Annotated in this window: 15 protein-coding genes; 5 read left to right on the top strand and 10 right to left on the bottom strand. The window is 58.2% G+C overall.

What is annotated here, in order from left to right; all coding sequences use genetic code 11:
• Positions 1-9: 9 nt before the first annotated feature.
• Both hutU and LN415_03280 read left to right on the top strand, forming a co-directional pair.
• Positions 10-1,638, top strand: a complete 1,629-nt coding sequence (hutU, locus tag LN415_03285; GenBank protein ID MCJ2556115.1) for a urocanate hydratase — start codon at positions 10-12, stop codon at positions 1,636-1,638.
• Positions 1,639-1,705: 67 nt separating this feature from the next.
• Entirely contained in the window at positions 1,706-2,413 is a 708-nt protein-coding gene (locus LN415_03280) for an NUDIX domain-containing protein (GenBank protein MCJ2556114.1), read from the top strand.
• Here LN415_03280 and LN415_03275 read toward each other — a convergent pair.
• The 7 genes from LN415_03275 to LN415_03245 form a co-directional block, all read right to left on the bottom strand.
• Positions 2,403-3,008: a zinc ribbon domain-containing protein gene (locus LN415_03275; protein MCJ2556113.1), complete on the bottom strand. Its 606-nt coding sequence runs from the start codon at positions 3,006-3,008 to the stop codon at positions 2,403-2,405. The genes LN415_03280 and LN415_03275 overlap by 11 nt on opposite strands.
• Entirely contained in the window at positions 2,980-9,315 is a 6,336-nt protein-coding gene (locus tag LN415_03270; protein ID MCJ2556112.1) for a S8 family serine peptidase, read from the bottom strand. The genes LN415_03275 and LN415_03270 overlap by 29 nt, the downstream gene beginning before the upstream one ends.
• Positions 9,316-9,371: 56 nt before the next feature.
• The gene (locus LN415_03265; protein ID MCJ2556111.1) at positions 9,372-10,391 is read right to left on the bottom strand and encodes a hypothetical protein; all 1,020 of its coding nucleotides are present in this window, start codon (positions 10,389-10,391) and stop codon (positions 9,372-9,374) included.
• A gap of 14 nt (positions 10,392-10,405) precedes the next feature.
• Positions 10,406-11,149, bottom strand: coding sequence for a zinc ribbon domain-containing protein (locus LN415_03260; GenBank protein ID MCJ2556110.1), 744 nt, complete (start codon positions 11,147-11,149; stop codon positions 10,406-10,408).
• Positions 11,150-11,151: 2 nt separating this feature from the next.
• Entirely contained in the window at positions 11,152-12,255 is a 1,104-nt protein-coding gene (locus LN415_03255; GenBank protein MCJ2556109.1) for an SPFH domain-containing protein, read from the bottom strand.
• Positions 12,252-12,788 carry a hypothetical protein gene (locus tag LN415_03250; GenBank protein ID MCJ2556108.1) on the bottom strand — a complete coding sequence of 179 codons (537 nt, stop codon included), beginning with the start codon at positions 12,786-12,788 and terminating at the stop codon, positions 12,252-12,254. Before LN415_03250 ends, LN415_03255 begins: the two co-directional genes overlap by 4 nt.
• Positions 12,789-12,858: 70 nt before the next feature.
• Positions 12,859-13,065, bottom strand: a complete 207-nt coding sequence (locus LN415_03245) for a hypothetical protein (protein MCJ2556107.1) — start codon at positions 13,063-13,065, stop codon at positions 12,859-12,861.
• A gap of 381 nt (positions 13,066-13,446) precedes the next feature.
• Between LN415_03245 and LN415_03240 the strand changes: the two genes are divergently transcribed.
• From LN415_03240 to LN415_03230, 3 genes are read left to right on the top strand one after another with little or no spacing between them, the layout of a single operon-like run.
• Positions 13,447-13,812, top strand: coding sequence for a twitching motility protein PilT (locus LN415_03240; GenBank protein MCJ2556106.1), 366 nt, complete (start codon positions 13,447-13,449; stop codon positions 13,810-13,812).
• 34 nt (positions 13,813-13,846) lie between these two features.
• The gene (locus LN415_03235; GenBank protein ID MCJ2556105.1) at positions 13,847-14,518 is read left to right on the top strand and encodes a DUF120 domain-containing protein; all 672 of its coding nucleotides are present in this window, start codon (positions 13,847-13,849) and stop codon (positions 14,516-14,518) included.
• A 25-nt stretch (positions 14,519-14,543) separates the two neighbouring features.
• Complete coding sequence (locus tag LN415_03230; GenBank protein ID MCJ2556104.1) at positions 14,544-14,717, top strand: hypothetical protein; 174 nt, start codon at positions 14,544-14,546, stop codon at positions 14,715-14,717.
• Here the strand turns inward: LN415_03230 and purQ are convergent.
• From purQ to purS, 3 genes are all read right to left on the bottom strand, one after another.
• Positions 14,701-15,531 carry a phosphoribosylformylglycinamidine synthase subunit PurQ gene (purQ, locus tag LN415_03225; GenBank protein MCJ2556103.1) on the bottom strand — a complete coding sequence of 277 codons (831 nt, stop codon included), beginning with the start codon at positions 15,529-15,531 and terminating at the stop codon, positions 14,701-14,703. The genes LN415_03230 and purQ overlap by 17 nt on opposite strands.
• Positions 15,528-17,852, bottom strand: coding sequence for a phosphoribosylformylglycinamidine synthase subunit PurL (gene purL, locus LN415_03220; GenBank protein ID MCJ2556102.1), 2,325 nt, complete (start codon positions 17,850-17,852; stop codon positions 15,528-15,530). Before purL ends, purQ begins: the two co-directional genes overlap by 4 nt.
• Positions 17,853-17,930: 78 nt before the next feature.
• The gene (gene purS, locus LN415_03215; GenBank protein MCJ2556101.1) at positions 17,931-18,173 is read right to left on the bottom strand and encodes a phosphoribosylformylglycinamidine synthase subunit PurS; all 243 of its coding nucleotides are present in this window, start codon (positions 18,171-18,173) and stop codon (positions 17,931-17,933) included.
• Between the last annotated feature and the right edge of the window lie 18 nt (positions 18,174-18,191).

The raw sequence follows: 18,191 nt of genomic DNA, 5'->3' as shown, positions 1-18,191 counted from the left end.
CGTGATAGGATGAGAGTGAAGGCCAATCGAGGGGACAAGCTGGAATGCAAGGGTTGGCGACAGGAAGCCATTCTGAGAATGCTCCAGAACAATCTCGAGAACGCCGAGAAACCCGAGGAACTGATCATATACGGTGGCACGGGGAAGGCCGCGAGGAACTGGGACTGCTACAACAGAATCGTGGAAGCGCTGAAGGAGCTGGAGGGCGACGAAACGCTGCTCGTCCAGTCTGGCAAGGCCGTGGGCGTTTTCAGGACGGCCGAGGACTCCCCGCGCGTCCTCATCGCGAATGCCAACCTCGTCCCGAGATGGTCGAACTGGGAGAAGTTCTACGAGCTCGAGGACATCGGGCTCATGATGTACGGCCAGATGACGGCTGGAGGGTGGGCCTACATAGGCACCCAGGGCATCATACAGGGCACCTACGAGACCTTCGCGGCCTGTGCACGGGACAACTTCGGCGGTTCGCTATCACGGAGGTCCGTGCTCACCGGTGGACTGGGAGGCATGGGCGGTGCGCAGCCTCTGGCGGTCAAGATGAACGGAGGAGCGTGCCTTGCGGTCGAGGTGGATGAATCGCGCATCAAGAGGAGGCTGGAAGCGGGATTCTGCGACGAGATGGTGACCTCCCTCGACGAAGGGCTGGAGATCATCAAGAGCGCGAAGGAAGAGGGAGAGGCGAAGTCGGTGGGCGTCCTCGCCAACTGCTCGGAGACGCATCCTCATCTCGCCGAGACTGGAGCCTCCTTCGACGCGGTCACCGACCAGACATCCGCCCACGACGCACTGAACGGTTACGTGCCCGGCGGGCTGACGCTTCAGGAAGCCTTCGACCTGAGGGCCAGTGACTCGGAGAGGTATCTCGAGAGATCGTATTCATCCATCGCGGACCACGTGCGCGCCATGCTGTCCCTCCAGAAGGCAGGCTCGGTCGTCTTCGACTACGGGAACAACATCAGGGGGCAGGCCCTGCAGGCGGGAGTGAAGAACGCCTTCGATTTCCAGGGCTTCGTCCCGTTGTACATCAGACCGATGTTCTGCGAGGGCAGGGGCCCCTTCAGATGGGTTGCCGTGTCGGGGGAACCTGAGGACATACTGACGACGGACAAGGTCGTGACGGAGCTCTTTCCCAAGGACAGACAACTTGCCAACTGGATAGGGCTGGCGGAGGAGCATCTCCCCTGGGAAGGGCTGCCCGCGAGAGTGTGCTGGTTGGGATACGGAGAGAGGGCGAAGTTCGGAAAGAGAATCAACCAGATGGTCAGGGATGGCGACCTCTCGGGCCCCATTGTGATCACGAGGGACCACCTTGACTGCGGTTCCGTCGCCTCCCCGAACAGGGAGACCGAGGGCATGCGGGACGGCAGCGACGCGGTCGCCGATTGGCCTATCCTCAACGCGCTTCTGAACGCCGCGGCGGGAGCCGACCTCATAGCGGTCCACAATGGCGGTGGAGTGGGAATCGGCTACTCGACGCACGCCGGGATGACGGTGGTAGCTGACGGCACGGAGAGTGCCGAGAAGAGGATCGAGCGTGTGCTGACGACAGACCCGGGCATGGGCATCATCAGGCACGCGGATGCGGGATACCAGAAGGCCGTGGACTTCGCAAGACAGCACTCGATAAGGATCCCTTGAGAGCCCGGTGAATCGAGCCGAGCGCGGCGGTCCGAAGTTTTTATTGCAGAACCGCATTACAGATTGAATGCTCAAATTGAAAGCCAAGTCCTGGCTGGAAAAAGACGGTGCTTTTGTAGTTGGCGAAGGCAGAGCCAGACTGTTGAATCTCGTTGAGGAGACAGGTTCGATTTCCGAGGCGGCGAAGAGGATGGGCATGTCCTACAGGCACGCGTGGGGGACGATCAAGGGAATCAGCGAGTCCGCTGGGGAGCGAATCGTGCAGTCGAAAAGAGGCGGGACGGGAGGAGGCCGCACGACGCTCACGGAGATGGGGAGGGAGATCCTGAGCGCGTACGAGGAGGGGAACAGCGCGGTTCAGACCTTCCTCGAGGGCGGGCCCAGACACCCGCGGGTCGCTGTCGACGGCATCTTGGTCACGAGAGGGAAGCTCGTCGCCATCAGACGGAAGTACCCGCCCTTCAAGGGGAAGCTGGCCCTCCCAGGAGGTTTCGTTGAGTACGGCGAGAAGGTGGAGGATGCGGTGCTCAGGGAGTTCGAGGAGGAAACGGGCCTCAAGACGAGCGTCCATCGGATGCTCGGGGTCTATTCGGCCCCCGACAGAGATCCCAGAGGCCAGGTCATCTCCGTCGTCTTCATTCTGAAAAGGAAGGGAGGGAAGCTCAGGTCGGGGAGCGATGCGGAGAGCATTGAACTCGTGGACCCTGAGCGGGCCGGAGAGATGGCCTTCGATCATCCGGAAATCATAGGGGACTACCTGAGCCTCACAGATTGATGTAGAGCCTCGCTGTAGAGTCCCTGATGAAGGGAAGGAAGACCAACGACATGTTGTTGACTGTCATCGTGTACTCGATGTACTGCAGTGTTCCCGGTTTCTCCGCCTCGTTCGTGAGGATCACGAAGTCCGCCAGCTTTTCCGCCTCGTTCTTGGAGATGTTGCAGGGCATTCTTGAGATCCCGCCGAAGTCCTTGTATTCGGCGTAGCGGGGAGGGTTGTTCGTGAAGGCCACGGCCCACTTCCTGAATTCCTCGGCGGGGAGCTTCGTGGCGGGGATGTAGATGTCAAGGTCTCCCGACCTGCCGTCTCCACCTTCGATGAGCGTGGCCAGTTTGTGGATGTAACCCCCAACGACGTCGGAACCCAGCATGGAGACGTGAGCCGAGACCCGCCAGAAAGGCACGTAGACGTTGTCCGGGCGACTGGCATCTCGGGGACGAGCGATCTGAAACTCGACTTCCTTCGGCTTCGGGTCCCTCATGTGGATCGTGCCGCAGTCGCACGCGAAGAGCAGGTCCTCCTCCCTCTGTTTGGAGACCAGCGGATGCCCGCAGCTCGGGCACTCAACTCTCGTCAGCTTCAGCTTCCTCACTCTCCTCAATCTGCTCCGGCGGCCTCCTCAGCATCAGGAAAGCCAGGAGTGCGATCACGACGGCGGCCATCAGCACTAGGACCCACCAGTAGTCCCACAGCTCCTCTCCTTTTTCGACTTGAGGGATTAGCGGGTCCGGGTCAAGGCCATCGACAAGGCCATCGCCGTCGGTGTCGCTGTCCGTGGGGTCCGTCCCCGCATCCTCCTCCTGGATGTTGAGGAACCGGTCCTCGTCTGGATCATCGACGCCGCTCTCACTGAGATCCCCGAAGTTATCTTCCTCCCAGTCGTCCTGCAGGCCGTCGTTGTCCAGGTCGCCCTCCGGGGATATCCTGACGAGAAGGACGTCCTCGTCGGAATTACCGGCCGTGTCCACCACTTCCAGGACAACCTCGTAGGTTCCGACAACATCGAACGTGTACTGGGCCGTTTCGCCGGATAGAAGGATTTCCTCGTCCCCGTCAACGAATCTCCAACTGAATGATTGAATCCCGAGATTGTCGGAGGACGCGCTCGCAGTGAACGCGACCGCTTCGAACTGCTCCTTCAGTATGTCACCGCCCGCCTCGGCATGTGGGTCCTGGGTGTCAGCAATCACATGGACAGTGACTGTCGCGGAGTTCCCCGCCAGATCGAAGGACTCGACGGTGATCGTGTTCTCGCCCTCGGAAAGACCGACAAGGGCCTCGAAACTCCCGTTGGGCCTGGGATTCGTGCTCAGGTCGCCGATGAAGACGACCGCGTCAGGCTCCGTCCTGCCCTGGACGAGTATGGATGGATGGGGAGTAATCGTGCCGTTCGAGGGTGACGTTAGGTTGAGTTCCGGCGCAATCGTGTCGTAGATGACCGTTCTCTCCTCGCGGGCTTCATTCCCGGCCGCATCCTTCGCGATGACGGCAATCGTGTTCTCGCCCGCCGCGAGGCTCACATACCTCTGGAAGGTCCCATCTGGTTGGAGAGAGACGGAGAACCCGTTTACCTCCACGATGGCTCCCGGTTCCGTTTGACCCTCGACCGAGATCTGGATGGTCTTGGTGTGAAGGTTGTCTTCGGGCGAGAACAGAGCCAGCGGAGGGGCGACGGTGTCGAGGTGGACCAAGAGTGACGTGCTGTTCTCATTCCCGGCTTCGTCCCAGGAGGACACGTCGATCCAATTCGCACCCTCTGACAGAGATATGTCAATGGAGAAATCCCCCGCCACCGACACCAAGGCCAGGATCCCGTTCACCGAGAGCGTGGCCCCCGGTTCCGTCGTCCCGGAGACGGCGACCGTGGGGATGCCCACAATCGAGCCGTTCTGCGGAGACAGCACTTGCAGGGCTGGCGGGAAAGGATCGAATCGGACGTTCAGCGGGACGACAGCCATGTTGCCCGCCAGGTCCGTGGCATCCACCGTGACGGCATTGTCACCGATCGAGAGTGAAACGACCTCGCTGAACGAGCCATCTGGGTTCACGGAGGATGGAGCACCGTTTATCCTAAGACTGCTGCCGATCTCCACATCTCCACTCACGACAACCGAGGGGATGTTCGTGACGAGGCCGTCATACGGTTCAGTGACCGAGAGATAGGGAGCGTTCGTGTCGAGAGTGATGTTGATGATCTCTGTTCTTTCATTCCCAGCCGCGTCGATTGCCTTTGCGGGGATCAGATTCTGTCCTTCCACCAGGGCGATGTTGGTTGAGAACGAGCCGTCCGGCTGAACGGAGAGTATCGTGCCCGCGATCTCGACGGAAGCTCCCGGCTCGGTGGAGCCTTGGAAAAGCTGTGTGACCGTGCTGGTGATCGAGTTGTTCGCGGGGGTGTTGATCGCGAGTGGCGGCGGAACTGTGTCCAGCGTAACGTTCCTCACAACCATCCTTGTGTTGGAGGCCAAGTCGAACGCCTGGACCGTGATGAGATTCGGGCCTTCCGCAAGGGAGACCGGAGTGTCGAAGTCCCCGGACGGCTGGACCGTGGTGGGAACCCCCTGAACGAAGAGAGATGCGTCGGGTTCCGTCCTTCCCACGACCTGCAAGGAAGGATTGTTCGTAATCATCCCCTCCGCTGGAGAGTAGACATCGAGAAACGGCGGTATCGTATCCACGACGAAGCTCCAAACCGTAGTGTTCTGGTCCCCGGAAAGATCGGCGATGGCCGCGGACACAGTGTGAGAGCCCTCGGCAAGAAGGAACGGCATGGGCCAGTCTATCGAGCTGTTCGTCACGATGGACCAATCCGTCACGTCAATCCCGTCCACGGTCATCTTCAGAGAGGAGATGTTCACACCGGAACCTGTGTCCATGAAGTCGACGCCAATGGTCGGGCTGTTGTCCGATATGATCGAGTCGACGGGTGGCCTGTGGTTCAGGAACGCTGGAGGGGCGTCGAGAACCTCTGCGTGGAATGGTATCATGATGGCATCTGGATTGTCAGGAGGACCGAGGAAGACGACCCCGATGTAGTCCCCCTCCACTGAGGGGAGGGAATACGTGCCGTTGAAGTGCTTCGTATCGCCCGGGGCGATCGGTCCCGTCGGAACGTCGCTCACCGCAAGGTCGGTCCCCTGCACGACCTCGAAGTAGCCGTCGAAGGAAGAGGAACCGCCCGGGACGCTCCAACCGTGGACCATCAGCCAGTACCTCCCGTCGGCGGGGAAAGTGTACATTATCTCCTCATGAGCGGTAGATGTGTACGAGGAAGCTACGATCTCCCCAGGGAAGTTGGGGATGCCATTGCCATTCGAATCGAAGAAGAGGTACAGGTCGATGTCCAGCCCCGACACTGAGCTATCGACAATGCCCTTGATGTATCCACCATCCGTGACGAGGAACTCCTGCTGCCAGCTCGAAGTCGTGGGATTGGAGGGGGTGTCCTGGAGGATCTGTTGCGAGGGGTAGTCCCAGGGCTCCACGACGCCGTATGCGCTTATCGTCACTTCGGTGAAGTTGATCGTGGAACCGATGGTGAATTCCTGACTGCCGTTGAGGGCAGAGAAATCAGTGACCGTTCCCAGGTCCCAAGGGTACGGGGCCACGGAGAGTATCCCAACGTCTCCTCTGATCTTGTTCCACGGGCCGCTGCCATCGTTCAGCACATTGTGGAGGATTATCTCGTTCAATCCCCGCTCCAGATCAATCGCGATGAGCTCGTACGGGTCTCCCGTCTTCGTTGAGTACTGGAACTTCCCACCGCCAGCATAGATAGAAGATCCTGTCTCCTTCACCGTCATCGTGTTCGGTCCGAACCGCTCTGGATTGGACGCGGAGAACCAATCGCTAGCATTTCCGAGAAGGAACACGTCGATGTCCGTCGGGGCGCTCTCCCAGCTGACGTTGACGAACATCTTCTCGCCTGGGTTGGCAACGAAGGGGTCAACGCCTTCTATGAAGTAGTACCGCCAATCACCTGACTCGTACCTCCACCGCCAGTTGAAACCGCCTCCTACCCGGTCGTTCTGGTACAGGTCATCGTCCTGGGGAACGCCTCCAAAGCTGAAGGTCTTCGTATTCGGGGCGACATTCACTGTGACGGGAACAACGGTCTCGAATCCATTGTAGCTCGCGATGATGGACGCCTGATGTGTGCCGATCGGGAAAACATCGACTATGCTCGCAGTGGCGTTGAACTCGGCGCTCTCCCCTGGTCCGAGGATGGCTTGGCTCTGATCGAGCGAGAGCCAATCGCAATCCTGGTACTCGTACGCCGCGATCGTGAGGTTGAGAGTAACATCGTTCTGCGTCGCCCCGCTAACGCTGCGCCCAATCCCCAGGATGAGACCGTCGTGAATCATCTGCGAGGGATTCTGGACCCTGAGCTCCAGTATGTCCCCGGTCTGGTATGCGGTGTTCATTATCTCGATCTCGGATGCGGGGCTGCTCTCGATCTCGCTGGAATCGATTATCCCGTCCATGTTGACATCATCCCAGTACAGATCGTCGTCATCGAGGTCGTTCCAGTCGTAAGCGTTGATGGAGAAGACGTTGTTCTGGCCGTAGTTCCAGTCCCGGTCGAAATCGAGGTAGTCCCAGTTGAGCTTGACGACGAGGAGGGACGTGCCGTTCGGAACTTCATAGATCCCGTTCTTTCTGTCGATTATCGGGATGAATTCATCTACCGTCCATCCATTTGCGCTGTCGTCAGACAGGCTGCGGAAGATGGACTGGGAGTATCCGAACGTCTTCTTGTGAACGAGGTCGTCGAGAAGAACCGTCGTGGAGTTGAGCGGGTCAACGTTCTCGATAGTGAACTTGAACGTGTCGGTCTCGCCAGGATGCATGAGGTTTGCGAACGATTCGTATCGCACCCCGTCGAAGTCCCCGGCAGACCAGTGAGGCGGGGATATGTAAATCCCCTGACGCTCGCTTGCCACGAGGGATGCTCTGCTCGCGTTCGCCAGCCCAGTTCCCTGCACGAATGGATCGTAGTCGAGGTTATCGGCAGTGGACATGAGGATGTTCTTCGCGAGCTGAGAGCCCGGGAAGTCGCCGTGACCCTGCTTGTAGGCGTCGTAGAGCACAGCCACTATCCCTGCAGTGACTGGCGTTGCCAGGCTCGTACCACCCCAAAGCCGGACCGCATTGTTGCCGTTTGGCGGATTGTACGAGTTCACAGGGCTGCTGCCGTATGCCCAGGCGCCCACGGACAGGACGTCTGGATCCAGCTGTCCCAGGGCATTGGGTCCGCGGTCAGACCACGATATCACGTTTCCGAATGTGGAGAAGCTCGACCCCCACCAATAGCTCGTAGCAGCGCCAGCCGTGATGACGCCAGGACTGGATCCGGGTGAGACGACCGTTCCGTAGCCGAAGCCACCGTTACCAGAGGCGACGACGAAGGTCGCTTTGGGTGCGTAGTAGTTGGAGATCCAGTCGACCAGACGGGCGTCGTAGGACCAACCTTGGTTTATGATGTTGGAGTACCCGAAGCTGTTGCTCAGGATCTGGGCCTCATCGCCGGTCTCGGGTATGCCGTCATACCCCTCCACGGCGAAATAGAACCCGTCGTCCATGCTCCCGCCCTGATAGGCATTCCCCACAGCGACAATCTTAGCACCTCGGGCGGTGCCAGTGACGAGGCCTGCAGACGCGACGCCCTGCCCGGCGATCGCGGAAGCGCATAGGGTTCCGTGGGATCCTGCAGCCTCGGTGGCGTCGTTTATCATGAAAGCCACAATGTCACCGTTGCCTGGGATTATGTTCGGAACGCCAATGGAGCTCGAGAGGATGTCGGCATACGGGATCGACAGCACACCATCAGCGATGAAGTAGACCAATCCTCCGGAGAGGTCGGGCATTCCATCGCCCGTAACGTCCCTGACGGAGATCTCGTCGCCCTTCGTGACGGCCTTCTCGTCGGAGAAGCTGCCATCGTAGTTGAGGTCCACATACACTGTATCATAGACCCCGGGTGTTGTGGAGTCGACAACGAGCACGGGCGGGCTGCCGCCATAGCCCTGGGAGAGTCTCAGATTGTCGTCGGGATGGAGACCATGGTGGTATGTTCCGGACGCGCTCACTATCCCGGTGACGTCGTAGCCAGTACCGTCAAGGATGCTATCCATGTTGCCGTCGACGTCGACAGAGGACGTGTCGGAATACCAGTTGTTGCTTGAGGGATAACCGACTCCGCTGTTGAGGAAGTTCCTCATGGATCGCGAATCGAACGCGATTGGCCACCCGTAGTAAGGGGATGAGACATTAGCGACCCTCGCCTGGGTCCCATAGAGGTCAGGATGGCCAAAGTCCACGCCGGAGTCGAGAACGGCAACGTTTACACCGTTCCCGTCAAAGCCATTGCTCCACGCCTCTATGGATCCTTGAATCTCGACAACTCGCTTCATTTGCGGAGTGACAGGCGGTAGCCCAGTTCCCGCGGAGGTTGGCTCATACACTTCGATGGGAGTCGGCAGGACGTATTCTGACACAGAGTGCACGCCATCCAAGTAGGAGATCTTGCTGGCGAGATAAGCGGGGATTTCCACGATCAGGCTGCCGGGTCTTGTTCTCGGGGCGGAAGGAGTCGTGCTCTTGACCTCGCCCAGATACTCCCAGACGAGACTCGGCCGGTCGGTGACGATGCTGACCTCGATCGTGTCAAATGGATTCGTCTTCAATATGTCGCGAAGGGCGCCGTCGATTCCGACGGGAGCGTCGGACGGACTCGAAGGAGTCGCTCCGGAAAAGCCGGGGTGTCCTGAACCAGTTCTTTCTCCCATCTCGCCCTCAGAATCAACAGGACCAGATTCCCCGGTCCCAAGAGCGGCACCTGATGACGAGATGATTAGCGCTAGGATCACAACCGAGACGAGAGCTCTTGCCCACTTCATTTGACCTCCTCCAGGTATTTCTGAGTAGGGACTTCCGTTTATAAAAGCTTTGGCGGCTACCAGTTATCGAAGAAGGTCTCCATCAGGTCCTCTGCCGAGCTGCTGTATCTGAGTTTCCTTCTCCCTTTCTTCTTCCGTTTCTTGTAAGGGGATTCGATGTCTCCCTGGACGATCTCTGAACCGTGACGGAAGAACCTGTAGGAAAGATACATGAGTCCGCCACCAGCGATCAGGGCGAGTATGGCCAGCTCGGATTCAAGGACGAGCCCGACGTACAGGCCGATGCTGCTCAGAAGACCTCCCGCCGCTGCCCCGCCAGTAGCCACGAGGCCCTGGAACACCGGATCACCGGGCGCTCGCCCGGACAGTGTCCTCCCACTGACGCCGTCCACGGTGACGAAATAGGACCTCTCTCGATAATCGTATCTGACCATCCATATTGGATAGAATACCAAGAGGAAGCTGTTCGGAATGACATGAATCTTCTCGAAGGTCACCCTGGTGAGATCGACAGTCCCCCTAGCCATATCGCGGATGGCCTCTTCACCTTCACTCTCGGCGTCCGTCTTGGATGTCGTAACCTCGAAGGTCGGTATCTCGTCCTGCTTTGATATGACCTCGCCGCTCAGGTTCCTGAGGGATTCTATGCCGATGTCGCCGGCATCACAAGCGATGTTCGTCCACGTGTAGTCCTGGAGGACCATCCTCTCCTTGTATTCCTTGGTCTCCGTGTAGTGCCCCTTGCCCGTCCTATGCCTGTGCACAACGTAGCCGCAAATCCATCCTGCGGCTCGCGCGTTCAGTTTCCAGAAGGGGACATAGAGAGGGTAGATCTCCTTGACCGTTCCCACTTTGTCAAGGTCCCTTGCCTTGAATCCCTCATCGAACCATTTGGATACTGTTCTGAAGACCCTGTGTCTGTCCAACAGGTTCTTGTAGACAACGCTGCGGACGCCTTCCGAATCCTCGACGTACAGTAGTGAGTCGCAGTAGGGGCAGGAAGTGGTCCTGGACGCATCAGCGACACCGACAGGTCCTCCGCAGGAGGGACAGCTCATCGCGACGGTGATTCCCATTCAACACCTCTCAGCTAGAACTTCTTGGCTACATACACACTGCTCAGGAGCACCCCCACCAAGGTAATGCCGATCAGGATGGCTGCGAGATATGCATTGTACAGGAGGAGGAAGCCTTCGCCGAAGAAGGCCCCGAAGCCTATCAGCGAGACGGCCAGGTACGGTCCGGATCCCCGGACTGGGAACAGATCCGTGAAGACCTCACCGGAGGAGCCGTCTATCACGCAGGTGTATGATCTTCCCTTGAAGGAGTACTCCACCTGCCAGACGGGGAAGTACACGAGCGCCTGCTCGATCGGCTCGCCCGGCATGGATGGAAGATAGGCAGACATGTCGAGATCTGGCTCGAGGACTTCTGCATCCCCTGTTTCGAACTCCTTGCCGAAGATCTTGATGTCTCCCGGGGGGACCTTGAGCGAGCGGAAACCGGGTAGGTTCGTGAGCTTGGCGGGTTCGACGAGCACGGACTCCGCGTTCCCGACCCGCCTCTTGAACATGTAGATGGGGAAGTACTGGCGGGACAGCCGCTGGACAGACGCCAGGCTGTCGAGGTTCTTCGCTTTCTTGGGCCCCGCTGCCCATCTTCTGAAAATCCCAATGGCCTGCTGTCCATCGCTGTAGAAAGGGAGAATGTGGTAGAAGTGCGCCCCGCTCTTGTCAATGAATATCCGTGAGTCGCAATAGGAACACTCCGCGATCAGTGTGCCAACGTCGTACTCCAAAGGTGCGCCGCATTTCGGGCAGTCGGTCTCTGCCATCCCTATTCGCCAGCCTTCGCACCGCACTCAGGACAGAAATTGGACCCAGCGGGAACGTCCTTGCCGCATTTCTCGCACTTCGCCATGCTTTGCATGGGCTTCCCGCACTCGGGACAGAACTTGGAACCCTCGGGGACGAACTTACCGCAGCCCGGGCAGTCTCCTCCTGGCTCCATCCGAGCCCCGCAGCTGCCGCAGAACTTCATTCCCCCGGGAACCATCTTCCCGCACTTCGGGCAGGTCATCCCGGGTGCCGGAGCGCCCTCCTGCCTTCTCTTGGTTGCATCCATCATCATATATCCCATGCCGATGCCCGCTCCAACGCCGACACCTGCACCGGCCGCGCCTCCTCCACTCTCGGAGCTCGCCGCTTCCCTCATCGCCTGACCGGTCTGGTAGCCCACGTAGTCGGTGCCGAGGACCTGCATCGAAGCCCTCGTGTCCACCGCCTTCTGGACCTCCTCGGGCAACGATATGTATAGCCCCGATATCTTGTCGATTAGGACTCCGTACTGATCGAAATGGGGCTTCGATTTCTCCAGGACTATCTGCTCTATGTTCATCAGATTGGACGCCAGGTCCGTCACTCCCAGACCATTCTCCTTCATGTGACCGATGGCATCGTAGATGAGCAGTACGACCTGCTCCTGGATCCTGTCCTCCACCTCATCGCTCGACTGGAACCCGCGCGTCCCAACGAACTCATTGATGAAGTTCTCTGGGTCCTTGACGCGGAACCTCATCTCGCCGAAGAGCCTGAGGTTGACCATCCCGAACTCCTTGTCCTTGAACTGGTAGGGTTGCTTGCTCCCGAACTTCCCGTCGAAGGGCCTCCTCTGCAAGTAGTAGATCTCTGCCTGCTGCTCGACGCCCGAAAGGAACTTCACGATGGCCCCGACAATCGGTGCGTTGATCGACGTCAGTGCGTACCTGTCCGGTCGATCGATGTATGCAAGAGCCTTGCCGTCCCTGTAGAAGACCGCTATCTCGTCCTCGCGCACAACGATGTTGTCATTCAGCCTTATGTTCCTGGGAACACGCCACATGATGTTACCAGACTTCTGTGCATCCTCCCACTTCAGTGTTACAGATCCAAACACGCTCATTCAGTCACCCCCGTTCCGGTTATGACCCTCATCCTCTTGTCCATGACGGTCTCAAACTCCTCGAGTCCGGTTCTGAGGCCCGATATCATGGTCGACATGGCTTCCCATTCCTTGGACTCGGTCTCGCTCCTGAGTCGGCCCAGGTCCGCGTCCATTCTCTCCACGCCTTCCAGGAGAGACAGGTCATACTCGTAGAGCATGTTGAGCTCCCGAACATCCACCCTGATCGCGGGTGATATCCCGGAGTACCCCTGCTCGGTGTGCCGGAGCTTGCCCTCGACCGCCTGGAAGGAGCTCAGGAGATTACCGAGTTTCTCAAGATTCTTGGTCTCATAGGTCTCGACCAGCGAGGCTCGGCACTTCTCAGCCTTGGACCTCAGACCGCGCAGCCTGTCGGCAATCTGAATTCTGAGCATGTTGTCGGCGGCCCTGATGTCCTCCTTTCTTCGGTACCCCGCGAAACCTGGCACGAGAAGCTGGATCCTCTTCAAGAGGCCCCTGTCTTCCTCAACTCTTTCCCTCAAATCGGGCATTATCTCACCTGGGACAAGAACGAAACTGTAACTTATGAAGGTTTTGGGTGGGTGTCTCCAGCTGAGAGGATCATCGCACGAGCTTGGACACGACCAACCAGAGACCAGCCACGACAATCAGAAGGGAGAAGACCAGCTCCAGTCTGAAGTCGATCCACTCCATGTAGACGACAAACATGAACACGCCAAGGATCATCAGCACGAGACCCCAGAAGATGCCGGGCCCCTTCGTCAATACCTCGGTGCTATGCCTCTCGTCGCGCTTCCACTCCGTCATCGACGAATAGAACGTGCTGCCCGCATAAATCCTTTGTGGAGGGGACGAATCGAAGAGACAACAGAAAAAAAGGGCCGCTCAGAAGAATCCGAACGGCCTTGTTGTGGAGGGATGCTTGTATGAACAATGAACACAATCCCTATATATCATTTTTCGAATGGCCAGGAATATCGATTGATTCGCCTCCATCCCACTGACTATCTAACGGATTGCCCGGAGAACCGCGAGGAGTCGCACAATATCCCATTTGCAGGGGTGTTTGTTCACCTTCAGAATGGAGTTTCGGTCGGATTCTCCCTCGGAGGACGAATCATAATCGCATGTTCCGGGACGAAGTCCGTATGAATAAGTGAAAATAGCACTTCGAACATGGTGGGCCTGATGATAACGGTGATTCTCGACACGAATGCCCTGATGATGCCATTTCAGTTCGGGGTCAACCTCGACCTTGAGCTCGAAAGGCTGTTCGGTTCATTTGAGATTCTCGTGCCTTCACCTGTGGTCCGGGAGTTGAGGTCGCTTGCTCCCACGAACGGCACCGCGCGAAGCGCGCTAAGACTGGCCAAGAAGTACAAGACCGTGGAATCGGAAGGTGAGACGGACAAGGTCCTCGTCGATCTCGCCAAAGACCTGCATGCGGTTGTCGTGTCAAATGACAAGCTTGTGATACGCTCCCTGGAAAGGGAAGGCTTGCCCTACGTACGGCTCAGGTCCCGCTCTCATCTGATCCTCGAAGGTTCACTGTAGCAATCTATTTGTTTTCCCTGCGCGATGTGGAGCCGTGAAGCACGGTCAAATCGAGGCACTGAAGCAACTGGCCTTGGCTGGCGCCGCGAAAGGGCACACGGACATCACTTCTTCTGAACTCGGCAGATCGATGGGAGTGAGTCAACAGACGGCCTCCAATCGCATACTGGAGCTTGTCGAGCTCGGCATGCTCACGAGGGAGACGGTGTACCGAAGGCAGAGGATTCGGATCACGGAAAAAGGGCTGGCAGTCCTGAGAAAGGAGTATATGGATTTCAGGCGGCTGTTCGAGGCCTACGACAGGCTAACGATCACGGGGGAGGTCGCCACGGGAAGCGGGGAAGGGAGGTACTACCTGCAGCAGGACGAGTATAGGAAGCAGTTCGAGAGGATACTGGGTTCAACCCCCTTCGAGGGCACGCTCAACCTGCGCGTGAAGGGTCGAGAGACGGGGAAACTGACGCTGCTGGAATCTATGGACGGTATTCTCGTGGATGGCTTCAAGTCAGGAGGCCGAACCTTTGGGGACGTGAAGTGCTTCCTTGCAGCGATCCGAGACAAGAAGTGTGCCGTCATCATCCCCCTCAGATCGCATCACCGAGGGATTGTGGAGGTCATTTCGACCCAGAGGCTCAGGGACGTTTTCAATCTGGATGATGGTGATTTGGTTGCAATCGACGTCGACGTGAGCTCGAAAGCCCCGTGATTCCGAGATCCAGAGCAGCAACCGTGTGAGCCCTGATCCCTTTCCGAGCTTTGACCTGAACCCCGTTGTGGTGACCGACGCCATGGACCACGCGTTTGTGTCGATCGGGAACTGCACGATCGCGCTGGAGGTCTCGGAAGATGGTGGACTTGCCACGCTGATCCTAGATGTCATCATCCGATTCAGAACTTCTTCGTGACGTGGTCCAGGACAGACTCGAAAACAGCCTTGCCGTCTCCATTGTCTGGAACATTCCGTGTCCAATCGGCCTGCTGAATCCCGAGGTACGTCCTCTCTGGATGAGGCATCATTCCGAAGACGTTGCCCTCCGAATTGCAGATCCCGGCTATGCCGAAAAGCGAACCGTTGGGGTTCCAGGGATATCCGGCGATCTGACCATCGGCATCAACATATCGGAACACGATCTGGTCATTGTCCTTCAACGTATCCAGCAGCTCCTTCTCGCGGTGCTTGGGTAACATGAACTTCCCCTCTGCATGGGCCGTTGGAGCCTGGATTATCTGGCCCCGCTCGAGCTTGGTCGTGAAGATGCACTTGCCTTTGTTCCAGTTCTCCAGCAGAGTTGGGCGGCATTCGAACCGCCCGGAATCGTTCCATCCGAGGGAGGCCGTGGGATACCTGCTCATTGTCGCCTCGATTCCGGGGAGCACTCCGAGCTCTACGAGGATCTGGAAGCCATTGCAGATTCCCAGAACTGGCTTTCCTTCATCGATGAACTGCACGAGCTCATCCTCCATTCGACTCTTCATCCGCGCCGCCAGTATGGCGCCTGCTCTAACGTAGTCCCCGGACGAGAAGCCCCCGGGAATGACGAGGATCTCGTAGTCCTCTAGCTTCCTGGTCTCCTCGGGCTTGGTGTCCTGTCCCAGCAACTGTTTGAGATGGACAATCTCAGCGGAAGCGCCCGACCTTCGAAAGGCCTGAGAGGTCTCCGCTTCACAGTTCGTCCCTTCGATGATGAGGATGCAGACCTTCACATCCTCGACCTTCAAGGTGTTCCCCCCATGTAGTCATAGATGGTCCGCTTCCACGCTTCGCTCAGGTCCTCCAAGAAGATGCCCGCCTTGACGTTCGAGTCCGCAATGATGACGCTGCTTCCCTTCACCATGCCCAGTTTGCGGACCGGGACATCCGACATGATATCGAGGAACCTGTCTTCCTTTCCGGGCCAGACCTCGGCAAGCCACCTCGTATTGCTCTCAGAGAACATCTTGACGCTTGTGGGGACTCGCTCTGTCTTGGACAGATCTATGAAGGCACCCACGTCTCCGCCCAGAGCCATCTCCGATATCGCGATGGCGATGCCGCCGTGGGAGACGTCATGGCAGGATGCTATTGTCTGCTCGTTCACTGCCCGAAACACCGCGTGTAGGCTCTTCTTCAACATCCCCACATTCACGTTGGGAACCGTGCCCGAATGTCCTCCGAAGACCCGAAGGTACTCGGAGCCGCCCATCTCATTCTTCGTATCTCCGATCAAGAAGATGGGGTTGTCCTGCTCCTTGAGGTCTGACGTGATGCATCGTCTCACATCAGGAACCTTCCCCACTCCCAGGACGACGGGTGTTGGCGGAACATGGCCGTGCTCGGTCTCGTTGTAGAAACTCACGTTTCCCGAGGGGAGAGGGAGACCCAGATGAGAGGCCACGTGGCCGATTCCGCGGACGGTCTCCCTGAAGAGTCCGAGTCTGTCTGGTTTCTCTGGATTGCCGAAATTCAGGCAATTCGTGAGTGAGTCGGGGAAACCTCCAACGGCCGCGATATTCCTGCACACCTCGTCAACCGCCGACATGCCACCTCTGAAAGGATCGATTTCCGAGAAGGTCGGATTCGTAGCGGTCGCAACGGCGAGTCCCCGAAACGTGTGCTCCAGGGGTTTGATCACCGCGGCGTCTCCGTGGCAAGCGTATCCCATCTTGCCCTGGAGGGGCTTCACGACCGTGGCCCCTCTGACCTCGTGATCGTACTGATGAATCACCCAAGCCTTCGAGGCTATGTTGGGCGAGGATATGAGCTTGAGAATGGTCTTGCTGTAGTCCTCTGGCTCGTCGGGGATCGCTTCTGGCTCTTCCAGATACCGGGTGTCATGGGTGTATTCCCGGCAGTACTCTGGGCCCGCCGTGTAGAAGTCCAGGTCAAGCTCTAGGATCTTCTTTCCCTCGTAGAGCACACGGACGATCCTGTCCTTGATGACACGGCCAATGGGGGTTGCGAGGACATCGTACAGCTTGAAGAGGTGGAGGACATCGTCCACCTTCTCCGGTGCAACCGCCAGCATCATTCGCTCCTGGGATTCGCTGATCCACATCTCCCAGGGTTGAAGTCCCTCCTCCTTCAGCGGAACCTTCTCCAGGTTCACTTCGGCTCCAAAGCCGCCCGCGAGAGCCATTTCCCCGACGACGCAAGATAGTCCTCCCCCGCCAAGGTCCTTCATTCCGTTGAGGAGTCCCCTTTCCGCCGCCTCCAGGCACGTGTGGATGAGGGGTTCCTTCGTTATCGGGTCGCCCAATTGCACCGCCCCGCCCATCCATTCCTCTTCCATGTCCTCGGTCAGCTCAACGGACGCGTACGTCACCCCGTGGATGCCGTCCCGCCCGGTGCGTCCGCCGACGAGGATGAAGACATCCGAGTCGGTCTTCACGGCGTTCTTGAGGATGTTCTTCTTCTTCGCAATCCCCACACAGCCAACGTTGATGATGCAATTACCGAGATAGCCGTCATGGAAATGGACGCTGCCGGAGACCGTTGGTATGCCGATCCTGTTGCCGTAGTCCCTGATGCCCGCGACGACTCCTTCGAACAGATATCGAGGATGCTTGACACCCTTCGGGAGCTTGTCATGAGGAAAATCCAGAGGGCCGAAGTGCAGTGGGTCGATGAGGGCAACTGGCTGGGCACCCATGCACAGGACATCGCGTATGATTCCCCCGATCCCGGTGGCCGCCCCGCCGTAGGGCTCAACCGCACTCGGATGATTGTGGCTCTCGATCCTCAGGGCGTAGGCGTGGTCTTCATCGAAATCCACGACGCCCGCATCTCCTCTGAGGATCACGGACGGCGTGTCGATGGACAGCAGGTACTCCTTGAGAAACACCTTGGACGACTTGTAGCAGCAGTGCTCCGACCATGCCTGTCCGATTGACTGGAGCTCCACATCCGTGGGCTCCCTCCCCTTGCCGCGATAGTATTCCTGAACCCGCTTCATCTCAGCGAGGTCAAGGGCCAAGCCGCCTTCATCGCTGAGCAGGACCATATCATCGTCCGAAGCGTCCAATAGGCTGACAAAACGGATTTCGGAAGAGAACTCCTCCAATTCCCCATCCTCCTGATGTCCCCTGTAACGCAGGGCACTTACTTAAGGATTCCACAGTCACCGAGCCGGAGGGGTGACCTACTCGAATCGGATCTGGTAATCATGGATGACGGGGTTCGCCAAGAGGCGATGGCACATCTCCTCCAGAAGGTTCTCGGCCTGGACCCTGTCCTCCTCCTCCAGGTCGATCTCGAAGAGTCTCGCGGACTTAACGTCAGTTGCGGTCTCGAAGCCCAGAAGCTTCAGCGCCTTGAGGGTGTTCGATCCCTCAGGATCCGCGATCCCTTTCTTCAGATGTATCTCAACGAAGGCCTTCACCATGGAATCACTCTGGCGAGA

Source organism: Candidatus Thermoplasmatota archaeon, from assembly GCA_022848865.1.
GTDB lineage: Archaea > Thermoplasmatota > Thermoplasmata > RBG-16-68-12 > JAGMCJ01 > JAGMCJ01.
The sequence above is the reverse complement of the archived record's forward strand: the minus strand, read 5'-3'. Positions and strand labels throughout refer to the sequence as shown.

Excerpts from the sequence above, each read along its gene's own strand:
- hutU (MCJ2556115.1), top strand. The coding sequence starts at position 10 with ATGAGAGTGAAGGCCAATCGAGGGGACAAGCTGGAATGCAAGGGTTGG.
- LN415_03280 (MCJ2556114.1), top strand. The coding sequence starts at position 1,706 with ATGCTCAAATTGAAAGCCAAGTCCTGGCTGGAAAAAGACGGTGCTTTT.
- LN415_03270 (MCJ2556112.1), bottom strand. The coding sequence starts at position 9,315 with ATGAAGTGGGCAAGAGCTCTCGTCTCGGTTGTGATCCTAGCGCTAATC.
- LN415_03265 (MCJ2556111.1), bottom strand. The coding sequence starts at position 10,391 with ATGGGAATCACCGTCGCGATGAGCTGTCCCTCCTGCGGAGGACCTGTC.
- LN415_03260 (MCJ2556110.1), bottom strand. The coding sequence starts at position 11,149 with ATGGCAGAGACCGACTGCCCGAAATGCGGCGCACCTTTGGAGTACGAC.
- LN415_03255 (MCJ2556109.1), bottom strand. The coding sequence starts at position 12,255 with ATGAGCGTGTTTGGATCTGTAACACTGAAGTGGGAGGATGCACAGAAG.
- LN415_03250 (MCJ2556108.1), bottom strand. The coding sequence starts at position 12,788 with ATGCCCGATTTGAGGGAAAGAGTTGAGGAAGACAGGGGCCTCTTGAAG.
- LN415_03245 (MCJ2556107.1), bottom strand. The coding sequence starts at position 13,065 with ATGACGGAGTGGAAGCGCGACGAGAGGCATAGCACCGAGGTATTGACG.
- LN415_03240 (MCJ2556106.1), top strand. The coding sequence starts at position 13,447 with ATGATAACGGTGATTCTCGACACGAATGCCCTGATGATGCCATTTCAG.
- purS (MCJ2556101.1), bottom strand. The coding sequence starts at position 18,173 with ATGGTGAAGGCCTTCGTTGAGATACATCTGAAGAAAGGGATCGCGGAT.